17 protein-coding genes are annotated in these 18,863 nt (G+C 71.4%); 13 read left to right on the plus strand and 4 right to left on the minus strand.

All coding sequences use genetic code 11. The features are described 5' to 3' along the window. The first annotated feature begins 59 nt into the window (after positions 1-59). From GUI43_RS30870 to GUI43_RS34085, 3 genes are all read left to right on the plus strand, one after another. The gene (locus GUI43_RS30870) at positions 60-371 is read left to right on the plus strand and encodes a helix-turn-helix transcriptional regulator (protein WP_428842236.1); all 312 of its coding nucleotides are present in this window, start codon (positions 60-62) and stop codon (positions 369-371) included. 322 nt (positions 372-693) lie between these two features. Further along, positions 694-1,077 (plus strand): VOC family protein, encoded by a 384-nt coding sequence (locus GUI43_RS30875; RefSeq protein WP_112582648.1) that lies wholly within the window; start codon positions 694-696, stop codon positions 1,075-1,077. Between the two features lie 20 nt (positions 1,078-1,097). Continuing rightward, a complete protein-coding gene (locus GUI43_RS34085; RefSeq protein ID WP_170158804.1) occupies positions 1,098-1,247 on the plus strand; it encodes a hypothetical protein in 150 nt (49 codons plus the stop codon). 298 nt (positions 1,248-1,545) lie between these two features. On the opposite strand, the gene GUI43_RS30880 is transcribed toward GUI43_RS34085, so the two are convergent. Further along, positions 1,546-2,016 (minus strand): hypothetical protein, encoded by a 471-nt coding sequence (locus GUI43_RS30880; protein ID WP_112582667.1) that lies wholly within the window; start codon positions 2,014-2,016, stop codon positions 1,546-1,548. Between the two features lie 186 nt (positions 2,017-2,202). Here GUI43_RS30880 and GUI43_RS30885 point away from each other — a divergent pair, with 186 nt between their 5' ends. Next, entirely contained in the window at positions 2,203-3,102 is a 900-nt protein-coding gene (locus GUI43_RS30885; protein WP_112600991.1) for a Vgb family protein, read from the plus strand. Positions 3,103-3,215: 113 nt separating this feature from the next. Here GUI43_RS30885 and GUI43_RS30890 read toward each other — a convergent pair whose 3' ends face one another. Further along, positions 3,216-4,151, minus strand: a complete 936-nt coding sequence (locus tag GUI43_RS30890; RefSeq protein ID WP_112600990.1) for a S66 peptidase family protein — start codon at positions 4,149-4,151, stop codon at positions 3,216-3,218. 112 nt (positions 4,152-4,263) lie between these two features. Here GUI43_RS30890 and GUI43_RS30895 point away from each other — a divergent pair, with 112 nt between their 5' ends. The 7 genes from GUI43_RS30895 to GUI43_RS30925 all read left to right on the plus strand — a co-directional run bounded on the left by GUI43_RS30895 (position 4,264) and on the right by GUI43_RS30925 (position 14,641). After that, on the plus strand, positions 4,264-5,031 hold the full coding sequence (locus tag GUI43_RS30895) for a type 1 glutamine amidotransferase (protein WP_112700368.1): 768 nt from the start codon (positions 4,264-4,266) through the stop codon (positions 5,029-5,031). Further along, entirely contained in the window at positions 5,031-8,051 is a 3,021-nt protein-coding gene (locus GUI43_RS30900) for a bifunctional [glutamine synthetase] adenylyltransferase/[glutamine synthetase]-adenylyl-L-tyrosine phosphorylase (protein ID WP_112700369.1), read from the plus strand. The genes GUI43_RS30895 and GUI43_RS30900 overlap by 1 nt, the downstream gene beginning before the upstream one ends. Further along, positions 8,044-9,663: a hypothetical protein gene (locus tag GUI43_RS30905; RefSeq protein ID WP_249037896.1), complete on the plus strand. Its 1,620-nt coding sequence runs from the start codon at positions 8,044-8,046 to the stop codon at positions 9,661-9,663. The genes GUI43_RS30900 and GUI43_RS30905 overlap by 8 nt, the downstream gene beginning before the upstream one ends. A gap of 40 nt (positions 9,664-9,703) precedes the next feature. Continuing rightward, positions 9,704-11,113 (plus strand): polyprenol phosphomannose-dependent alpha 1,6 mannosyltransferase MptB, encoded by a 1,410-nt coding sequence (mptB, locus tag GUI43_RS30910; RefSeq protein WP_112700373.1) that lies wholly within the window; start codon positions 9,704-9,706, stop codon positions 11,111-11,113. Positions 11,114-11,127: 14 nt separating this feature from the next. Further along, positions 11,128-12,609: a polyprenol phosphomannose-dependent alpha 1,6 mannosyltransferase MptB gene (gene mptB / locus GUI43_RS30915; RefSeq protein ID WP_170158805.1), complete on the plus strand. Its 1,482-nt coding sequence runs from the start codon at positions 11,128-11,130 to the stop codon at positions 12,607-12,609. 836 nt (positions 12,610-13,445) lie between these two features. Continuing rightward, positions 13,446-13,790 carry a hypothetical protein gene (locus GUI43_RS30920; RefSeq protein ID WP_112700370.1) on the plus strand — a complete coding sequence of 115 codons (345 nt, stop codon included), beginning with the start codon at positions 13,446-13,448 and terminating at the stop codon, positions 13,788-13,790. Between the two features lie 401 nt (positions 13,791-14,191). Next, entirely contained in the window at positions 14,192-14,641 is a 450-nt protein-coding gene (locus GUI43_RS30925) for a hypothetical protein (RefSeq protein ID WP_211326786.1), read from the plus strand. 137 nt (positions 14,642-14,778) lie between these two features. Here the strand turns inward: GUI43_RS30925 and GUI43_RS33595 are convergent, their stop codons facing one another. Continuing rightward, entirely contained in the window at positions 14,779-15,960 is a 1,182-nt protein-coding gene (locus GUI43_RS33595; RefSeq protein ID WP_146754650.1) for an AlbA family DNA-binding domain-containing protein, read from the minus strand. Positions 15,961-16,071: 111 nt separating this feature from the next. Between GUI43_RS33595 and GUI43_RS35200 the strand changes: the two genes are divergently transcribed. Next, entirely contained in the window at positions 16,072-16,335 is a 264-nt protein-coding gene (locus GUI43_RS35200; RefSeq protein WP_363698615.1) for a helix-turn-helix domain-containing protein, read from the plus strand. 226 nt (positions 16,336-16,561) lie between these two features. Here GUI43_RS35200 and glnA read toward each other — a convergent pair whose 3' ends face one another. Next, positions 16,562-17,986, minus strand: coding sequence for a type I glutamate--ammonia ligase (gene glnA, locus GUI43_RS30940; RefSeq protein ID WP_112671701.1), 1,425 nt, complete (start codon positions 17,984-17,986; stop codon positions 16,562-16,564). 263 nt (positions 17,987-18,249) lie between these two features. Between glnA and GUI43_RS30945 the strand changes: the two genes are divergently transcribed. Then, positions 18,250-18,648 carry an RDD family protein gene (locus tag GUI43_RS30945; protein ID WP_220090459.1) on the plus strand — a complete coding sequence of 133 codons (399 nt, stop codon included), beginning with the start codon at positions 18,250-18,252 and terminating at the stop codon, positions 18,646-18,648. The last annotated feature ends 215 nt before the right edge of the window (positions 18,649-18,863 follow it).

The following is an 18,863-nucleotide window of genomic DNA, read 5'->3' on the forward strand; positions in this document are numbered from 1 at the left end:
CGAGTATTTTCCGCCGGCCTGTCGATCTGGGCGGCGGCCGATCGTGTGGAGGATGAGAGATCGGCGACGGGCCGGCCACCCCCGTCCCGGCCACCGTCGCCGACGCGGTCGCCGCGCGGCGGGTGCTGCGCATCCGGTACGCCGACCGCGCCGGCGCCGACTCGACCCGTGACGTCGAGCCACTCGGCTACCTCGGCAATTCCCGACACTGGTACCTGGTCGCCTGGTGCCGTCTGCGCGACGAACTGCGGTGCTTCCGCACCGACCGGATCCGGAGCGTCGGGGCGCTGCCCGACGTGGTGGCCCGGGAGCTACGCCTGACAGATCTCGACATCCCGCACGAGCGGGTTCGCCCGCTGAGCCTGGTCTGAAGCGGGCTGAGTGCGGCGGGCCTCGTCTGAACGGGGTTGGCGCGGCGGCCTGGTCTGAGACGGGCTTGGTGGGGCGGCCTGGTCTGAGCCAGGCTTGGTGGCGCGGCCTGGTCTGAGCCAGGCTTGGTGGCGCGGCCTGGTCTGAAACGAGGTCGGCGCGGTGGCCTGGGCTGAGACCCGTTCGCGGCCGGCCCGGGTGGGTCTTGTCGCTGGAAACCCCGCCGGGTGATCCGGAAACACCGACAGGACGCTGTCGCCAACGGCCCCGAGACTGCTCCAGACGACGGCCGAACGGCCGGCACGGAAATTCTGGAGGCAGTAGATGTCCAGGTCCACCACGCCCATCACCTGGTTCGAGATCGGCACCGACCGGCCCGAGGACGCGGAGCGGTTCTACGGGGAGCTGTTCGGCTGGACCTTCGAGGAGCAGGGCTCGACCAACGGCGGGTCCTACCGCGTGACCGGGGCCGGCGGCGACACCGGGATCGGCGGGGCGATCCGGGCGACCGACGGGACGTCGCCGAACTACGCCGTGTTCTACGCCGAAGTCGCCGACGTGGCGGAGACCTGCCGACAGGCCGAAGCAGCCGGCGGTCGGGTGCTGGTGCCAGCGCGTACGGCACCGAGCGGTCTCACGTTGGCCCACCTACTCGACCCGGCCGGCAACCACCTGGGCGTGTTCACGCCCCCGCCCCCGCAGCCCTGACCCCTTGCAGGGCCGGGCTGATGCCCCCAGGCTGGCCCCGCGCTATCGGTCAGGCTGGCTCCGGGTGGGCCTGGCTCTGGGGTGGCCTGGCCCGGGGTGGCCTGGCCTGGGGTGGCCTGGCCCGGGGTGGCCCGGCCTGGAGTGGCCTGGCTCTGGGGCCGTCACCCTGAGCGGGTGTGACGGCCGAGCCAGCCTGGCCGCACGCATCCGCGCGCGTGATCGACTCGGTTTTCATGATGTCGGGGTGTCCGAGCGCGCTGGACACCGCGACTTCACGGAAACCGAGTGGATCAAGCCGCGACGGGCCCGGGCAGGCCCGGCCCGACAGGCGGGCCCTCGGCCTGCCCGGGCGCGACAGGCTGGCCCTCGGCCTGCCCGGGGCGTACCGAGGCCGGCCCTCGATCTGCCCCGGGGCAGGACGAGGCCGGCCCCGGCCTGCTGGTGCCTGCCGGGGCCGGCCTCGTCGCACTACTTGCCGGGCGTACCGGCGCCGTGGTGGCCGCCCGGGCCGCGGTGACCGCCCGGGCCGGGGAAGACGCCGGCCTCGACGGCCTTGGTGATGGCGTCGGCCTGCTCCTGGGTGAGCTTGCCGTCCTTGACCGCCTGGTCCAGGCGCTGCTTGAGCGCGGCCTGCCGGTCCTCGGCGGACGGGCGCTGCGGGCGGTCGGCCGGCCGGTGCTGCTCGCGGATCTTCTCCAGTGCGGCGGTCACCTTGTCGGTGGGCACGCCCAACTCCTTGGCGAGCGCCTCGGCGAACTCGCCCTGCCGGTCGGCCTTCGTACCCGGAGCCGTGCCGGGAGCCGGGGCGGTGCTGGCGCTCGGTGCCGGCGTGGGAGTGTCGGCGGCGAACGCGATCGTCGGGGCCGCGATCCCGACGCCGAGGACGCCGGCGGCGGCCAAACCGGCCAGCAGGTGCTTCCTGCGGATGGTGCGGGACATGCTGTCCTCCAGAGGTTCGGTCATCCTGCGCTGTCATCACCGACAGTGACCGGGTTGTCTGGGCGGAAGCCGTGGCGACCCTGTCAGCGAGCTGACAATCAGGGGCCGGCGGTGGGCTAAATCGGTTGTGTGGTCGCTGGCCGAGCGGTCAGGGTGGACGATCCACCGACGGAAGGACACCGCGGCATGACCGTCGAGATTCGGGAGATTCCAATCGGCGAGCCGGGCGCCGGACCGTACGGCATCACGTCTGGCCCGGACGGCGCGCTGTGGCTGACGTTGGCCCATGCCGGCGGCATCGCCCGGTTGTCGCCCGACGGTGCGGTGCGGACCTACCCGCTGGATCCGCCCGGCGGTCGCCCATTGATCATCACGGCCGGGCCGGACGGGGCGCTCTGGTTCACCCGCTCGGGAGACGACCGGATCGGTCGGATCACCGTCGACGGTGAGCAGCGCACCATCGCCCTGCCGGCCGGCACCGGGCCGGGCGGCATCGCGGCTGGGCCTGATGGCGCGCTCTGGTACGCCGGGATGACCTCCGACACCATCGGCCGGGTGGAGATCGACGGCACCCACACCGCATTCCCGCTGCCGGTGACCGGCGGATTCGCCTCGATGATCACTGCTGGCGCGGACCAGGCTCTCTGGTTCACCCTCAATCAGGCGAACGCGATCGGTCGGATCGATCTCGACGGCAGGGTGACGCTGCATCCGTTGCCCACAGTGAAGGCCGGCCCGGTCGGCGTCACCTTGGGCGACGACGGCGTCATCTGGTTCGTGGAGATCGCCGCCGGTCAGCTTGGCCGGATCGAGCCGGACGGCAAGATCGTCGAGTTCCCGCTGCCGGACCGGGCCGCCCGCCCGCACGCGATCGTGGCGGACCCGGACGGCGGCGCGTGGTTCACCGAGTGGGGTGCCAACCGGATCGGTCACCTCGACGCCACCGGACGGATTGAGGGCTACGCCCTACCCACTCCCAACGCCGAACCGCACGGCATCACCCGCACCCCCACCGGCATCTGGGCCGCCCTGGAAATCGGCGCAGTAGCCCACCTGACTCCACCCACCATCCCGCCCGCCCCCTGAACCTGCCCTGGTTGATCAAGAGGTTTGCGTCAGGATCCGCTCCGAACATGACGCAAACCTCTTGATCACCGGGGAGGGCCGGGGCCGGGGAGGGCCGGGGCCGGGGGCGGGGGTTAGTGGACTGCTGGGGTTGCGGTGAGGGTGGCGGTGGTGGTGTCGAGGGTGGCGGTTGTGCCCACCGGGACTGTGAGCTGGTTGGGGCCGTGGCCGATGGGGAGGCCGCCGAGGACCGGTACGCCCAGGTCGCCGAGGCGTTCGGTGAGTACGTCGACGATGGTGGTGTCCCAGCCGTCGCCGCAGTCGGTGAACTGCCCGACCGCCACCCCGGCCAGTCCGTCCAGCACGCCGGCCCGGCGCAGGTGGGTGAGCATCCGGTCGACCTTGTACGGGGGTTCCTGCACGTCCTCGATCAACAGCACCGCACCGGTCAGGTCGGGCAGGTCCGGCGTGCCGATCGACGCGGCGATCATGCACAGGTTGCCGCCGAGCAGGGTGCCGGTGGCGCGACCCGGGACGCGTACGCCGAAGGTCTCCTCGGTGGGGACCGCGGTGATCGACACCGGTTCGGTAGTCATCAACGCCGCGTGCAGGGATTCGGCGGAGCGCAGCGGCGTCCGCTCGTCGCGCCAGGCTGCCCCGGGGCCGTGCACCCCGGCCAGGCGGGCGCCCCGCCACAGTGCGAACTGCAACGCGGTGATGTCCGAGAAGCCGGCCACCACCTTCGGGTCGCGGCGGACGGCGGCCATGTCGATGGCGTCCACGATCCGCTGGGCACCGTAGCCGCCGCGAGTGCAGATCACCCCGCGTACGTCAGGGTCGGCGAAGGCCGCGTTCAGGTCGGCGGCACGCAGGTCGTCGGTGCCGGCGAGGTAGCCGTGGCGGGCGTACGCGTTCGGCGCCGGCACCGGGCGCAGGCCCCAGCCGGTGAGCAGTTCCATGCCCCGGGCCACCCGCTCGGGCGAGGTCGGCCCGGACGGCGACACCAGCAGCACCGTGTCACCCGGGAGCAGCACGGGCGGGCGTACGGCGGCGCTGTCCTCGCTGATCACAACCGCAGAGCCTAACCACCCCGCCGTGGTCGGGAGCCGGGCACGGGCGGCGGGAGCCGCGCGGCCCGTGCCGGGGCGTGGTGCCGTGGGGCGTACCGGCTAGCCTCGACCTGTGGCAACCGCGCTGGTGATCGAGAACGACCCGACGGACGACGCGCGCCGGCTGGGTGAGTGGCTGACCGAGGCTGGGCTGGAGCTGTGGGTGGTGCGTCCGCACGCCGGCGACGAGCTGCCCGCCGACCTGGAGGGGTACGCGGCGCTGGTGGTGCTCGGCGGCGACCAACAGGCGTACCCGTTGCCGGACGGCTCGCCCGGCGCGCCCTGGTTTCCCGCCGTGGAGGGCCTGCTGCGCAAGGCGGTCCGATACCGGGTGCCGACCCTGGCGGTCTGCCTGGGCGCGCAGCTGCTCGCCACCGCGCACGCCGGGTTGGTGGAGCGCAGCCCGTCCGGGCCGGAGATCGGCCCCGGCGTGGTCGGCCGGCGCGACGCCGCCGAGAACGACACGTTGTTCCGGTACGTGCCGTTGATCCCGGACGTGCTCCAGTGGCACGCCGACGAGATCACCGAGCTGCCTCGGGGCGCGACACTGCTCGCCGCCTCCACCCGCTATCCGCATCAGGCGTTCCGCCTCGGTGACCGGGCGTGGGGTTTGCAGTTCCACATCGAGTGCGACGCCGCGATGATCGCCGACTGGGCCACCGACTCGGCCCAACTCGCCGAGCTGGGCTACGACCCGGAGCTGGTGGTCGCGGCCTGCGCCTCGGTGCTGCCCGACGTCGAGGAGGTCTGGCAACCGTTCGCCGCCCGGTTCGCCGCGCTGGCCCTCGGCGAGCTGGACGACAGTACGACGCGGCGCGGTCTGCCGCTGCTCGGGCACTGATGAGCCGGCCGACCAGGGCACCGGGCCGGCTCGCCCGGTACGGCTTCGGCACCGCCGAAGGCGATGGCGGCGCGCGCGCCGCGGACCTGCTCGGCCCGGAGGGGCTGCGGCTGTGGCGGCCGGCCGAGCAGGAGCCGGTCGACGAGGCCGCCGCGGAGCTGCTCGCCGCGCTGTCCCGGGCCGCCGACCCGGACCTGGCGCTGCGCCAACTGCACCGCATCGTGGAGGCCGAGGGCCGCACCATCGAAGGCGGCACCGAATCACCGCTGCTCGCGGACGTGCACGCCGATCCCGGGCTACGGCGGCGGCTGATCGCGGTGCTCGGCGCGTCGGCGGCGCTCGGCGACCACCTGGTGGCCCACCCCGAGCACTACCAGGCGCTGCGGACCGCCCCGGACGGGCTCGCCCCGACCGCCGAGGGGCGGCTGGAGCCGGCCGACGGCGGCAACGCGGTGGCGGCGCTGCGGGCCGCGTACCGCCTGGCGTTGCTGCGGATCGCGGCGGCCGACCTGACCGGCGGTCGCGGGCTGGAGCAGACGATGGCCGCGCTCTCCGCGTTGGCCGACGCAACGCTCTCCGCGGCGTACGAGATCGCGGTCACGGAGCTGGCGGAGGGGACCGAGCGGCCCCGACTCGCGGTCGTGGCGATGGGCAAGTGCGGCGGCGGCGAGCTGAACTACGTCTCCGACGTGGACGTCATCTTCGTGGCCGCCGAGGACGCAGACCTGTCCGCCGCGACCCAGGTGGCGACCCGACTGATCTACATCTGCGGGCTGGTGGCCTGGCCGGTGGACGCCGCGCTGCGCCCCGAGGGCAGCCGCGGCCCGCTGGTGCGGACCCTCGCCAGCCACCTGGCCTACTACCGGCGGTGGGCGCGCACCTGGGAGTTCCAGGCGCTGCTCAAGGCCCGCCCGGCCGCCGGGGACCTGCCGCTGGCCCAGGAGTGGATCGACCAGCTCGCGCCGCTGGTCTGGCGGGCGGCCGAGCGGCCCGAGGCGGTCGAGGACGTCCGCGCCATGCGCCGCCGGATCATCGACCACATCCCGCCGAAGGAGCTGGAGCGCGAGATCAAGCGCGGTCCGGGCGGGCTGCGCGACATCGAGTTCGCCGTCCAGTTGCTGCAACTCGTGCACGGTCGCGGCGACGAGACGCTGCGCCCGCCCGGCACCATCCCGGCGTTGCGCGCGCTCGTCGCCGGCGGCTACGTCGGGCGGGCCGACGGCGAGGCCCTGCTGCGCGGCTACCGCTTCCTGCGCAGCGTCGAGCACCGGCTGCAACTCCAGGGCCTGCGTCGTACGCACACGGTGCCCGCCGAGCCGGGCGCGCTGCGCTGGCTCGCCGCCGCGCTGGGTTTCACTGCCTCGCCGGGGCGCAGCGCCGTGGAGAGCTTCCGGGCCGAGTGGGTCACCCACGCCACCGAGGTACGCCGACTGCACGCCAAACTGCTCTACCGGCCGCTGCTGGAGTCGGTGGCCCGGGTGCCGGCGGACGGGTTGCGGCTCACCCCGGAGGCGGCCAGGAACCGCCTGGAGATCCTCGGCTTCGCCGACCCGGCCGGGGCGTTGCGCCACCTCCAGGCGCTCACCGGCGGGGTGAGCCGCACGGCGGCCATCCAGCGCACCTTGCTGCCGGTGCTGCTCAGCGAGTTCGCTGACGCGCCGGAGCCGGACCGGGGGCTGCTCAACTACCGCAAGGTCTCCGACAAGCTGGGCAGCACCCCCTGGTACCTGCGGCTGCTGCGCGACGGCGGCCCGGTCGCCCGTCGGCTGGCCCGGGTCCTCGCGCTGTCCCGGTACGTCGCCGACCTGCTCGCCCGCGACCCGGAGGCGCTGCGGCTGCTGGCCGAGGAGAACGAGCTGGCGCCACGCGCGCCAGAGGTACTGCGGGAGGGGTTCCTGGCGGCGGCGGCCCGGCACACCGACCCGGTCGAGGCCACCAGCGCCGTGCGCGCGCTGCGACGTCGCGAGCTGGTCCGGGTTGCCTGCGCGGACGTGCTCTGCCGGGCCGGCGCGCTCGCGCCCAGCCCCACCCGGGCGGACGGCGCGAACCGGCCCGCCCGCGGGCTGTCCGACATCACCGAGGTCGGTACGGCGCTCGCCGACGTCACCGACGCCACCCTGGCCGCCGCGCTGCGGGCCGCCCAGGCCAGCCAGCCGGCACCGGCAGGGCTGCGGTTCGCGGTGATCGGCATGGGCCGGCTCGGCGGGTACGAGTCGAACTACCTCTCCGACGCCGACGTGCTCTTCGTCTACGACCCGCCGCCGGGCACCAGCGAGAGTGCCGCCAGCGCCGCCGCGCACGCCGTCGCCGAGGAGCTGCGCCGGCTGCTCGGCGTACCCGCCCCCGACCCGCCGCTGGGCGTCGACGCCGACCTGCGGCCGGAGGGCCGCCAGGGTCCGCTGGTACGCAGCCTCGCCGCGTACGCGCAGTACTACGCCCGCTGGTCGCGGGTGTGGGAGGCGCAGGCACTGCTGCGCGCCCGGTTCGTCTGCGGTGACGCCGACCTGGGCGCCGAGTTCGAGGCGATGATCCAGCCGGTGCGCTACCCGGGCGACGGGCTGACCCGCGAGCAGGTCGTCGAGATCCGGCGGATCAAGGCCCGGGTGGAGACCGAACGGCTGCCCCGGGGCGCCGACCCGGCCACCCACACCAAGCTGGGTCGCGGTGGGCTCGCCGACGTGGAGTGGGCGGTGCAACTCGTCCAGCTCCGGCACGCCGGCGCGATCCCGGCGCTGCGCGGCACGCGTACCCTCGACGCCCTCGCGGCGGCCGAGCGGGCCGGCCTGATCGACCCGGCGGACGCCGCGGAGATGGCCGCCGGTTGGGCCCTGGCCGCGCAGGTCCGCAACGCGTTGATGCTGGTCCGGGGCCGGGCCGGCGACCAACTGCCCCGGCACGGGGTGGAGTTGGCCGGGGTGGCCCGGCTGCTCGGCCGCGACGATCCGGGGGAGTTCCTCGACGAGTACCTGCGCACCGGCCGCCGCTCCCGCGCCGCTGCCGAACGGGTCCTCGATGCCTGACGCGTCGCCGCGCCCAACCGGGCGGAGCGTCGCGGGCTGGGCGGCGGCGACCGGGGTGGCCGTGCTGCTCGCCGTCGCGTTCCTCCTCGCGCCGCCGATGGGCACCGACCTCGCCGCCCAGGTGGCCCGTGCCGGGTTCACCGAGCGGTACGGGGCCGCGCCGGTCGACTTCGGCTGGTACGGCGGCGTCAACCAGTACGGCTACAGCCTCTTCACGGCCAGGTTGGGCGCGCTGATCGGGGTGCGTCCGCTGGGGGCGGTCGCCGCCGTGGTCGGGGCGGCCGCGCTGGGTTGGCTGTTCACCCGCAACCGGGCCCGCAGACCGGTGCTGGCCGGTGTCCTCGGCGCTGTGGTGCTGGTCGGCAACCTGGCGAGCGGTCGGATCACCTTCGCGGTCGGGCTGGCGTTCGGGCTGCTGGCGCTCTGCGCGGTCAGCGCGCAACGCCCACCGCGCTGGCTCCGGTTGACGCTCGCAGCCGTCTGCGCCGCCCTGGCGACAGCGGCCAGCCCGGTCGCCGGCCTGTTCACCGGGCTGGCCGGCGCGGCGCTGCTGCTGAGCGCCCTGCGCACCGGTGACGGGCCGGGCCGCCCGCTGCCCGGAGGCTGGCGAGCCGAGCGACCACTGGCCGAAGGGTTCGTCCTGGCCGTGGCGCCCGCCGTCACGCTCGCCCCGATGGCGTTCATCTTCGGCAACGGCGGCACCCAGCCGTACTCGGCCGAGTCGATGCGCATCAACGTCGCGCTCGCGGTGCTGGTGGCTGTCGTGCTGCCGCGTCGCCGCCGGGTGCTGCGCGTCGGCGCGGTACTCACCGTGCTGCTCCTGATCGGGGCGTACTACGTGCCCAGCCCGATCGGTTCCAACGCGCTACGACTGCCGATGCTGTTCGCCCTGCCCCTGCTGGCCGGGTACGCCGCGTTGCCCGGGCCGTGGCTGGCCGGGCTGCTCGCCGCGACCGTCTGGTGGCAGTCCCCGGTGATGACGAGCGACGTGACCCGGGCCGGCGCACCGGAGAGCGCCGAACGTTTCTACCAACCGCTCGTCGCCGAACTCGACCGGCGGCAGCCGGCCGGGCGGGTCGAGGTGGTGCCGCTGCGCGACCACTGGGAGTCGGCGTACCTGCCGCCGACAGTGCCACTGGCCCGGGGTTGGGAACGCCAGGTCGACAGCGACCGCAATGCGCTGTTCTACGACGGCAACCTGAACGCGCAGACCTACGAGCAGTGGCTACGGCACGAGGCGGTGAGCTACGTGGTGCTCGCCCCGGACGCACCCGCCGACCGGTGGGGCCGCGACGAGGCCGCGCTGATCCGCGGCGGCCTGCCGTACCTGCGGGAGGTCTGGCGAGACTCCACCTGGCAGATGTACGCGGTGGTCGATCCGACCCCGCTGGTCGATGCCCCGGGTCAACTCGTCGCCGCCGACCGCGGTGCGGTCCGGCTGACCGCCACGCCCGGGGACGTGCCGGTCCGGGTTCGCTGGTCGCGCTGGCTCACGTTGAGCGGCCCGGACGGTTGCCTGCGACCGGGCGCGGACGGGTGGACCGAGGTGCGGGTCCGCGCCGCCGGCGACTACTCGATCTCCAGTGGGCTGGCACCGGCGCGCCACTGCTGACCCGTGCCTGCCGTCGGGCTCCCACCGACGGGCTGGCAGCATGTCCGGCGTGCCCTCCCACCTCGCGCGCTGGACCGGCCTGGCCGGCTCGATGCTGCTCGCGCTCTCCGCTTTCCTCGGCGGCGCGTTCCCCAGCGGCCCACTGCGAAGCACCCCGGTCAGCATCTGGCAGGGGCCCAACGGCCCGCTGATCCTCGCCGCCTGGCTGGTCGGCACCGGCCTGATGGCGTACGCCTGGTGGGCGCTGCGCGACGGAGGGCCCTCGACGCGGTGGGCCCTGGTCACCGTCGGGCTCTGGCTGCTGCCGCTGCTGATCGCGCCGCCCTTCGGCAGCCGGGACGTGTACGCCTACGCCTGCCAGGGCGCCAGCTTCGTCGGCGGTATCAGCCCGTACGAACAGGGCGTCTCCGCACTGCCCTGCCCCTGGCTGGACACCGTCTCGGTCATCTGGCGCGACACCCCGGCGCCGTACGGGCCGCTGTTCGTGCTCATCGCGGGCGCCGTGGTGAAGGCCACCGGCTCGCTGACCGCCAGCATCGTGCTGTTCCGTGCGCTGTCGCTGGTCGGCGTGGCCATCACCGCGTGGGCCCTGCCGGCGCTGGCGCGTCGGGCCGGTGTGCCGGCGAAGCGGGCGGTGTGGCTGGCGTTGGGATCCCCGCTGGTCGCCGCGCACCTGGTCGGTGGCCCCCACAACGACGTGTTGATGCTCGCCGCGCTGGTCGGCGGGCTGGCCGTGGTGGCGGCGCACCCGGGCCGGCGCGGCATGCTGCTGGTCGGCGGGCTGCTCCTCGGAGTCGCCGTGGCGATCAAGGTGACCGCCGTGGTGGTGGTCCCGTTCGCCGCGCTGGCGGCCACCGCCGGGCCGTACCGGATCCGCACGCTGATCCGCGACGGCGGCTGGGTGGTCGGCGGCACAGTCGTCACAGTTGTCGGCGTGACCATCCTCGGTGGGCTGGACTTCGGCTGGATCGGCGGGCTGTCCCAGGGCGGCGCCGCCATCGCCTGGACCTCCCCGTCGACCGCCGTGGGGCAGACGGTCGGGTACATCGCGGCGCTGTTCGGTGGTCACATCGACGCGCTGCCCGTCACCCGCGGGATCGCCGTGGTCCTCCTGGCCGTACTGCTCGTCTGGCTCTGGTGGCGGGCCCGCACCCGCGACCCGCTGTACCACGCCGGCCTCGCGCTCGCCCTCACCGTCGCGCTCGCCCCCGTCGTGCACCCCTGGTACTGGACCTGGCCGCTGTTCGTGCTGGCGGCCACCGCCCAGCGCACCAGATGGTTCACGGTGGTCGCCCTGGTCGCGTCCTTCCTTGTGCTGCCCGACGGCACCGGGCTGCCCCGGTACACCAAGACGGTCGGGGCGCCGCTGATGACGCTGTTGGTGATCGTGCTGGTCATCCGGTTGGTACGGTCGGCTCGAGCGGCCCGTCAGCCGGTCGCCGCCGATTGAGGGAAGGTGCGCCGGTGACCGCTCCCGGCCCGCCTTTTCCGCCGCCGCCTGTGTCGTTGGCGGCATTGCGTGCCCGGTACGCGGGCCTGGTCGGCGCGGTCCTGCTCGCCGTGGCCGGCTACCTCGGCGGGGCGCTGCCCGACGCCCCGCTCGGCGCGACACCGACGTCGATCTGGCGAGCCCCGGACGGCCCGGCGACGCTGACCTGCTGGCTGATCGGCACCATGCTGCTGGTCGGGGCCTGGTGGTCGCTGCGCGAGGGTGCCCCGTCGACCCGTTGGGCGTACGTCACCGCCGGGCTGTGGGCTCTGCCGCTGCTGGTCGCGCCACCGATGGGCAGCCGGGACGTCTACTCGTACGCCTGCCAGGGCTGGACGTACGCGCACGGCGTCGACCCGTACACCGTGGGAGTGGCGGCGGCGGGCTGCCCCTGGCTGGACACTGTGGCGCCGATCTGGCGGGACACCCCGGCACCGTACGGGCCGGTGTTCATGCTGCTCGCGGCCCTCGCCGTCAGCCTCGGCGGCGGGCTCACCGGGACGATCGTGGCGCTGCGCGTGATCGCCGTGGCGGGGCTGCTGCTGGCCGCGCTCTGCCTGCCCGGTCTGGCGCGGGCGGCCGGGGTGCCGGCCCGGCGGGCGGTCTGGTTGGCGCTGGCCGGCCCGCTGGTCGGCGTGCACCTGGTGGCCGGCGCGCACAACGACGCCGTGATGCTGGGCCTGCTGCTGTGTGGGCTGCTGGTCGTGGTCCGGCGACCAGGTCGGCCGGCGGGGCTCCTGCTGGCCGGAGCGCTGCTCGGGCTGGCGGTCACGGTGAAGGCCAGCGCAGTGGTGGTGGTGCCGTTCGCGGTGCTGGCCGGGATGCCCGGCCGATACACCGTACGGGCGTTGCTGCGCCACTGTGGTTGGCTGGCCGGAGGGCTGCTCGCCGCGCTGCTGGTCACCTCGGCGGTGTCCGGCCTCGGCTTCGGCTGGGTGGGCGGGCTGACCCACAGCGGCGACTCGGAGCAGTGGACGTCACCACCCACCGCCGTGGGCTTCGTGATCGACTACGCCGGCGCGCTGGTCGGCCGGGACCCGCAGGCGGTGCCGGTGGTCCGGGCGGTGGCGCTGCTGCTGCTCGCCGGTGTGCTGGTGGTGCTCTGGTGGCGGGCCTGGCAGACCCTGCGCGGGCTGAGCGAGGTCGCGGCTCCCGAGGTGCGGTGTACTCGGGTGGCGCGGTCCCGGGTGGCGCTGCACGGCGCGGCGGTGGCGTTGGTCGCCACCGTCGTCCTGTCCCCGGTCTTTCACCCCTGGTACGCGACCTGGCCGCTGGCACTGCTGGCGCTCACCGCCGCCCGCACGACGTGGTTCGTGCTGCCCACCGCGGCGGCAGCCTTCCTCGCCCTGCCCGACGGCACCAACCTGGCCCGCGTCACCAAGGCACCCGGTGCCCTGGCGATGACCGCCCTGCTCCTGACCGTGCTCGTACGCACCGCCCGCCGCCGACCCCGCTGATCATGAGGTTGCAGGGGACCAAGTGGACAAAACTTCCTGCTAACCCGTGATCACCGAGGCGGGTGGTCAAGATGGCGCTTGACCTGGATGTAGTCGGCTGTCGGCGGGTTAGAGGCCCCTGCATCCAGGATCGAGCACGATCTCGGTTGAGGTCTACGCCCAAGATCCGCTCAACTGCAGGGAAAGTGCTGCCTCCGGGGCGCCGGAGGCAGCAACATCCCCGAAGTTGCGTGGATCTTGGTGCGGGGCGCGGGGGCGCGGGGCGTTACGGGGGACGGTGTTGAAGGGGGAAGCGGGCCGGGCCGGCTCCGCGGTGAGCGGAGCCGGCCCGGCCGGTGTTCGAGCGACTGCTCAGCAGTCGTCGTGCATCTGACTGCTCAGCAGTCGTAGTACATGGCGAACTAACCGCCCATCGGGGCTGACCTGGGGGAGTGGCGTCGATCAAGCCCCTGAGCAGGTCGTACGTCGCATATCAACTTCCATCGTTATCCGGTGTTTCCTGGTGGCTCTTGTACCCGTCCTGTGCCTAACGATCATGGAGTCGTGTTGTGTGCGGGTGGCTCGGAAGTGGGCCGGTGGGGCATCCCGTCGCGCAGGCTCCGCCCGGCGCGGTCTGGTCGCCTCCGGTGCGCGACGGTACCCGGTCGCGGCCGGGGCATCCCAGAGTCGCCGAGGGTTCGGGGCGAGTAGCCCCGACCGCCGGAGGCCATCCCCGGGTCGTAGGGCCGGAGGCCCTGCCCGCCGGAGGCGAGGCCCTTGCTGCTCGGGAAGCCCCGGAGGGTTCCCATCACGATCGGTGCTTCCCCGCTCACATTGGCGTCGATACCTTGATGCCTATGGATGAACCGGACTGGGACGAACAGAAGCGGGGCGAACCCGATTGGGTCTACGACCCACCGGACGAGGAAGACGGATACGACCTGGCCGACGCAGGCGTCGGCCTCAAGAGCGACCCCGCTGGGATCGCCGAGATCCGGCAGCGTCACCCGAAGGCGTACGATCCGTGGACACCCCAGGCTGACTCCGAGCTGATGAAGGGCTACCTGGCCGGCCACAGCATTGACGAGCTGGCGGTGTCATTCGAGCGGCAGCCGAGTGCGATTCAGCGACGCCTTGAGCGGCTGGCCTTCGCCGAGATGAGTCGACATCGCGCTGTGCCAGGTGCGCCCGAGCCGGGCTGACTCAACCGATCCTCCATGCCCTGCGCCGAGTTCCAAGCGGCGTGGGGCATCGGTGCGTCCGACTGCCGGTCCGCCGTTGCCGCAGGCATAAGGCGGAACCGGCAGGGGTCCGACGACGCGGCCCGAAGGGCCGCCTTGAAGACGTATGGAAAGTTCTCACCCCCGGTCACTCACGTCTCTGTCGTACTCCGCTCGATCCGTTACAGATTGACTCCACATGATGCGTGACAGGCCGAGATACCTCAACCGTCACCCACCGCCGCGCCCGACAGGCGACCGGCATCTTTGTGCCAATCTCGATGGACGGTCGGAGCCAGCGGAGGTAGCTTCACGCCGTGACGCGGCTCAGGCGGTATCGGTATGTCGGACCAGCAGAGATCTTGGCCCGGCAGGCAGCCGCGGTGGGAACCGTCATCGCCGCCACGCGCAGCGCGCTCGATACGTGGCTCGATGATCGGCGCGGGACTGGGCTCGACGAGCCTGCCACGTTCGTTGTCGACCTTCAGGGCGCGCTCCGGGTGGCACCCCGCCAAAGCGAGCACGTTGCCTGTGCTGCCGGGCAGGACGTCTTGGCTGCCGGAGAGATCACCTTCGCCGCGAGCGACAGCGGATACTTCGTCCAGGCGGTCAGCAACCACTCGACCGGCTACTGCCCAGACCCTGACTGCTGGCCAGCAGTCGCCGCAGCACTTGATCGTCTCAGCATGCCGCATCCCGGCGGCTTCACCGCCGCGCTGATCTTCAGACGTTGCACAGCCTGCGGGGAACGCAACATCGTACGAGACGACGACTTCGCATGCGCCCTCTGCGATGCGGCCCTGCTACCTCATTGGAACTTCTACCCGGCGTGACGACCCCGCGTGACTCGCCAGCATCTCTAGGCGGAGCTGTCACGCACCATCTGACGCTGAGACGTAACGCATCAAGTGGAGCCCGGCAGGTCACTTACGTCTCCCTGCACGGAAACTTGCCCGAGGCGAGGCGGGGATCATTCCTCCGGGGGATACAGGTAACCGCGCCGGAGCAATGCCCGACCAGCTGCTAGCGTACTGTGAATTTGCTGGGCAGTAATCGGAATCGAGTCTTCGCCGCTTCGACGGACGATGCTGATGTAAGCGCCCTCGGTACGGCCACCAACAATCGCACCGTGGACTAGGAATGGCTTTAGCTCTTCTTCCTGCCGTGGAATAGATACGATGATCAGGCCCTCGTGTGGATTGATCTCCACCGCCGTAATTTCGAGCCCAAAAGGAAACGGAAAGAGCCGGCTCTCGATAGCCTGGCGGTATCGCCGGATCGTTGTGCCGATGATCGGGACAGGCTTGATGGACCTGATAACTTCTCCGCCTGCGACCCGCTTGGTGTCCATGCCTACAATAACAATCCCGCCTTCCTCCGCATTGGCAAACCGGCTGACGGCCTCAGCGAGAGAAATTTTTCCACGATCTGTAGTCAAGTCATAGTGTTGTGATTTGACATCCAGCCACGGGCCTTCCGGGAGGCCTTGGAGTAGGTCGGCGCGTCCCCCGGCTACTAGGTCAGCGGCAGTCTCTCTGGTTAGTTCGCCGGTGACTGAGGCGTCGAATATTGCTTTGACGCCCTGCCCAACCTGATAAAGGTCGTGGAGGTTCCTTCCCCACGTGACAACGGAGAACTTGACTCTGTAATAGTAGGGCGCACTCGGCCGCCCTCCGTCACTAGCTACGCTCAATAGTCGACTATTAGTGCGCTGGAGGAGTGGTCCGATCAGGCGCTCGACGAGGGGGAAAAACTCATCGTCTTCATCAAAGTATTCATGAGAGGTGAGATCGCATTCAATGGCCAGCTTGCCGTCATCATGGAGCGTAAACGTGACAGGCTCTACGATGGCACCCTTTCCCCAATATTGATCCTCGGGAGCAACGTCAACGAGAATGGCCGGTGGCTCCCAATTAAGCTGGCGAGCTTTACGCAACTCACGAGATAGATCTGCGGCTTTTGTTGCGCTAAGATCGCTATGGGTGATTACGATGGAGCCCGAGCCGTCGTCATACCGGCGCTTACCGCCGAAAAACCACATACCAAGGCGCGGGTCGAATGAGACGGTGTTGGGCACGAAGAATAGAATCTCACAGAAGCTCCGACCATGATTGAGCTGGCGTACCAGACTTGCAGTCACCTTGGCGGCCATACGTCAGTCGCTGCCGGCGGCCAGACCCGGCGGGGGCTGCGAACCGTCGACGCGGTAGTAACGTGCCGTGGTCCCCGGGGATGAGTGCGATGATCGCCTAATGCGGGCAGAATGGCGGACGTGACGAGCCCTGATCCCGACGCGGAGTGGTGGACGACCTCGGAGGTCGCCGCCTACCTCGGGGTGCGGGTCGGCACGGTGGCGACGTATCGGAAGCGGGGGCAGATGCCGGCGCCCGATCTGACCCTTGGGCGGACGCATGTGTGGCGGCCGGCGCACATTGTTAGCTGGCATGAGGCGCGACCGCGACCCGGTGTCGGCGGCAGGGCGCGGGCGGAGGTTCAATCGCCCTCGGGCGATGACGCTGAACGTTAGGCGTTCGGGCACAGCACGCCGACCGTCACGCTGAACACGTACGTACACGAGTGGCCGGACGTGGTCGACCGGACCCGCCTGCTCGTCGACAGCGCGCTCGGCGGACGCCAAACGGCGGCCACGCCGGCTGGGAGCCGAGCATGACCGCCGTTTTGTCAATCTGTACCCAACCTGTACCCAAGATCAGTAGCAATCCTGTTGGTGCAGGTCAGAGCCTTGATCAGGCTCAGCAGTCGTAGTACATGGCGAACTCGTGCGGGGTCGGGCGCAGACGCACCGGGTCGACCTCGTTGGCGCGCTTCCAGTCGACCCAGGTGGAGATCAGGTCGGGGGTGAAGACGCCACCGTCGAGCAGGTAGTCGTGGTCGGCCTCCAGCGAGTCGAGCACTGCCGACAGCGAGCCCGGCACCTGCTTGACGTCGCCCCACTCCTCCGGCGGGAGGTCGTAGAGGTCCTTGTCGATCGGCGTCGGCGGCTCGATCTTGCTCTTGATGCCGTCGAGGCCGGCCATCATCATGGCGGAGAAGGCCAGGTAGACGTTGGCCGACGGGTCGGGGACGCGGAACTCGACGCGCTTGGCCTTCGGGTTCGCGCCGGTGACCGGGATGCGGGTGCAGGCCGAGCGGTTGCGCTGGGAGTAGACCAGGTTGACCGGCGCTTCGAAGCCGGGCACCAGACGACGGTAGGAGTTGATCGTGGGGTTGGTGAAGGCCAGCAGCGACGGGGCGTGGTGCAGCAGGCCGCCGATGTACCAGCGGGCCATGTCGGACAGGCCGGCGTAGCCGGTCTCGTCGTAGAACAGTGGTTCGCCGTTGAGCCAGAGGCTCTGGTGGGTGTGCATGCCGGAGCCGTTGTCGCCGAAGAGCGGCTTGGGCATGAACGTGGCGGTTTTGCCGTTGGCCCAGGCCTCGTTCTTCACGATGTACTTGAAGAGCTGGAGCTGGTCGCCGGCGTGCAGCAGGGTGGAGAACCGGTAGTTGATCTCGGACTGGCCGGCGGTGCCGACCTCGTGGTGTGAGCGCTCGACGTTGAAGCCGGTGTCGACGAGGCGACGCACGATCGAGTCACGCAGGTCGGCGTAGTGGTCGACCGGCGGGACGGGGAAGTAGCCGCCCTTGTACGCGGTCTTGTAGCCGCGGTTGCCGCCCGGCTCTTCGCGGCCGGTGTTCCAGGCGCCCTCGATCGAGTCGATGTAGTAGAACGACTGGTGCGCCGAGGTTTCGTGGCGGATCGAGTCGAAGATGTAGAACTCCGCCTCGGCGCCGAAGTAGGCGGTGTCGGCGATGCCGCTCGCGGCGAGGTACGCCTCGGCCTTCTTCGCCACGTTACGCGGGTCGCGGCTGTAGGCCTCGCGGGTGAACGGGTCGTGGATGAAGAAGTTCAGCGCGAGTGTCTTCTGCGCGCGGAACGGGTCGATGAACGCGGTGGCGACATCCGGGAGCAGGAGCATGTCCGACTCGTGGATCGCCTGGAAACCGCGGATCGACGAACCGTCGAACGCGAGGCCGTCGGTGAAGAGGTCGTCGTTGACGGACTCGACCGGCAGATTGAAGTGCTGCATCACGCCGGGCAGGTCACAGAAACGAACGTCGACGAACTTCACGTCCTCGTTCTTGAGGTATCGCAGCAGTTCCTCGGGATTGGCGAACACACATCCTCCTGGCACGTCCACGGGGTGGCTAGGCTTCTGGCGACGCTAGGGCCGGGGGGTTGCCCAGCCGTGTCTCCGTTGTTTCTGCCGTGTTACGTCCCTCGCGGAGCGTCAGCGACGCCCCGGTCCACGCCTCCGGCCCGCCAGGAACGCCGTACCGACTGTGCCAGTGTAATGACATCTGATCGCTTTAGCCTGAATCGGCACACAGCGGCGGCGGCACCCGGCAAGCTCTCATCCCGGCGCGGATACCCTTGACCGCTGTGACCAATCCGCACCTCCCGGCAGCGCCGGCCACCGACCCCACCTTCACCGCGCCGACCCTCGGTCGGCGATTCGGTGCGCTGATCATCGACTGGGTGCTCTGCCTGCTGGTGTCCAACTTCTTCGCCGACCCGGTACGCGACGGCTGGGCCCCGGTGCTGGTGCTTGTCCTGGTGTACGGCATCTTCCTCGGCCTGTTCGCCCAGACGCCGGGCATGTACATCACCAAGATCCGCTGTGTGAACTGGCACGACGGTGGCCGGATCGGCGTGCTCCGGGGGCTGATCCGTGGCCTGCTGCTGGCCCTCGTCGTCCCCGCACTGATCATGGACGAGCACCGGCGCGGCCTGCACGACCGAGTCGCCGGCTCGGTCATCGTCGACGCCCCCCGCAGCTGAGCCAACCCCGCCAAGGCCGGTCCGGGGCCGCGCGAACCGCAAGATCGCACTCGATCCAGGATTTAGTGGCATCCTCCGCGCGCGAGGCCACTACATCCAGGATCGAGCACGATCATGCCGGGGCCGGGGCCGGGGCCGGGGCCGGGGCCGGGGCCGGGGCGGGGCCAGGGCCAGGGCCAGGGCCAGGGCCAGGCCGGGGCGGGGCCAGGGCCGGG

Origin of the sequence: Micromonospora noduli, from assembly GCF_003264365.1 — a bacterium.
GTDB classification, from domain to species: domain Bacteria; phylum Actinomycetota; class Actinomycetes; order Mycobacteriales; family Micromonosporaceae; genus Micromonospora; species Micromonospora noduli.

Bases quoted from the DNA above. Each gene is read 5' to 3' on its own strand.
- GUI43_RS35200 (WP_363698615.1), top strand. From the start codon at position 16,072: ATGGCGGACGTGACGAGCCCTGATCCCGACGCGGAGTGGTGGACGACC.
- GUI43_RS33595 (WP_146754650.1), bottom strand. From the start codon at position 15,960: ATGGCCGCCAAGGTGACTGCAAGTCTGGTACGCCAGCTCAATCATGGT.
- GUI43_RS34085 (WP_170158804.1), top strand. From the start codon at position 1,098: ATGCCCCCAGGCTGGCCCCGCGCTATCGGTCAGGCTGGCTCCGGGTGG.
- GUI43_RS30905 (WP_249037896.1), top strand. From the start codon at position 8,044: ATGCCTGACGCGTCGCCGCGCCCAACCGGGCGGAGCGTCGCGGGCTGG.
- mptB (WP_112700373.1), top strand. From the start codon at position 9,704: ATGTCCGGCGTGCCCTCCCACCTCGCGCGCTGGACCGGCCTGGCCGGC.
- GUI43_RS30900 (WP_112700369.1), top strand. From the start codon at position 5,031: ATGAGCCGGCCGACCAGGGCACCGGGCCGGCTCGCCCGGTACGGCTTC.
- GUI43_RS30880 (WP_112582667.1), bottom strand. From the start codon at position 2,016: ATGTCCCGCACCATCCGCAGGAAGCACCTGCTGGCCGGTTTGGCCGCC.
- GUI43_RS30920 (WP_112700370.1), top strand. From the start codon at position 13,446: ATGGATGAACCGGACTGGGACGAACAGAAGCGGGGCGAACCCGATTGG.
- GUI43_RS30885 (WP_112600991.1), top strand. From the start codon at position 2,203: ATGACCGTCGAGATTCGGGAGATTCCAATCGGCGAGCCGGGCGCCGGA.
- GUI43_RS30875 (WP_112582648.1), top strand. From the start codon at position 694: ATGTCCAGGTCCACCACGCCCATCACCTGGTTCGAGATCGGCACCGAC.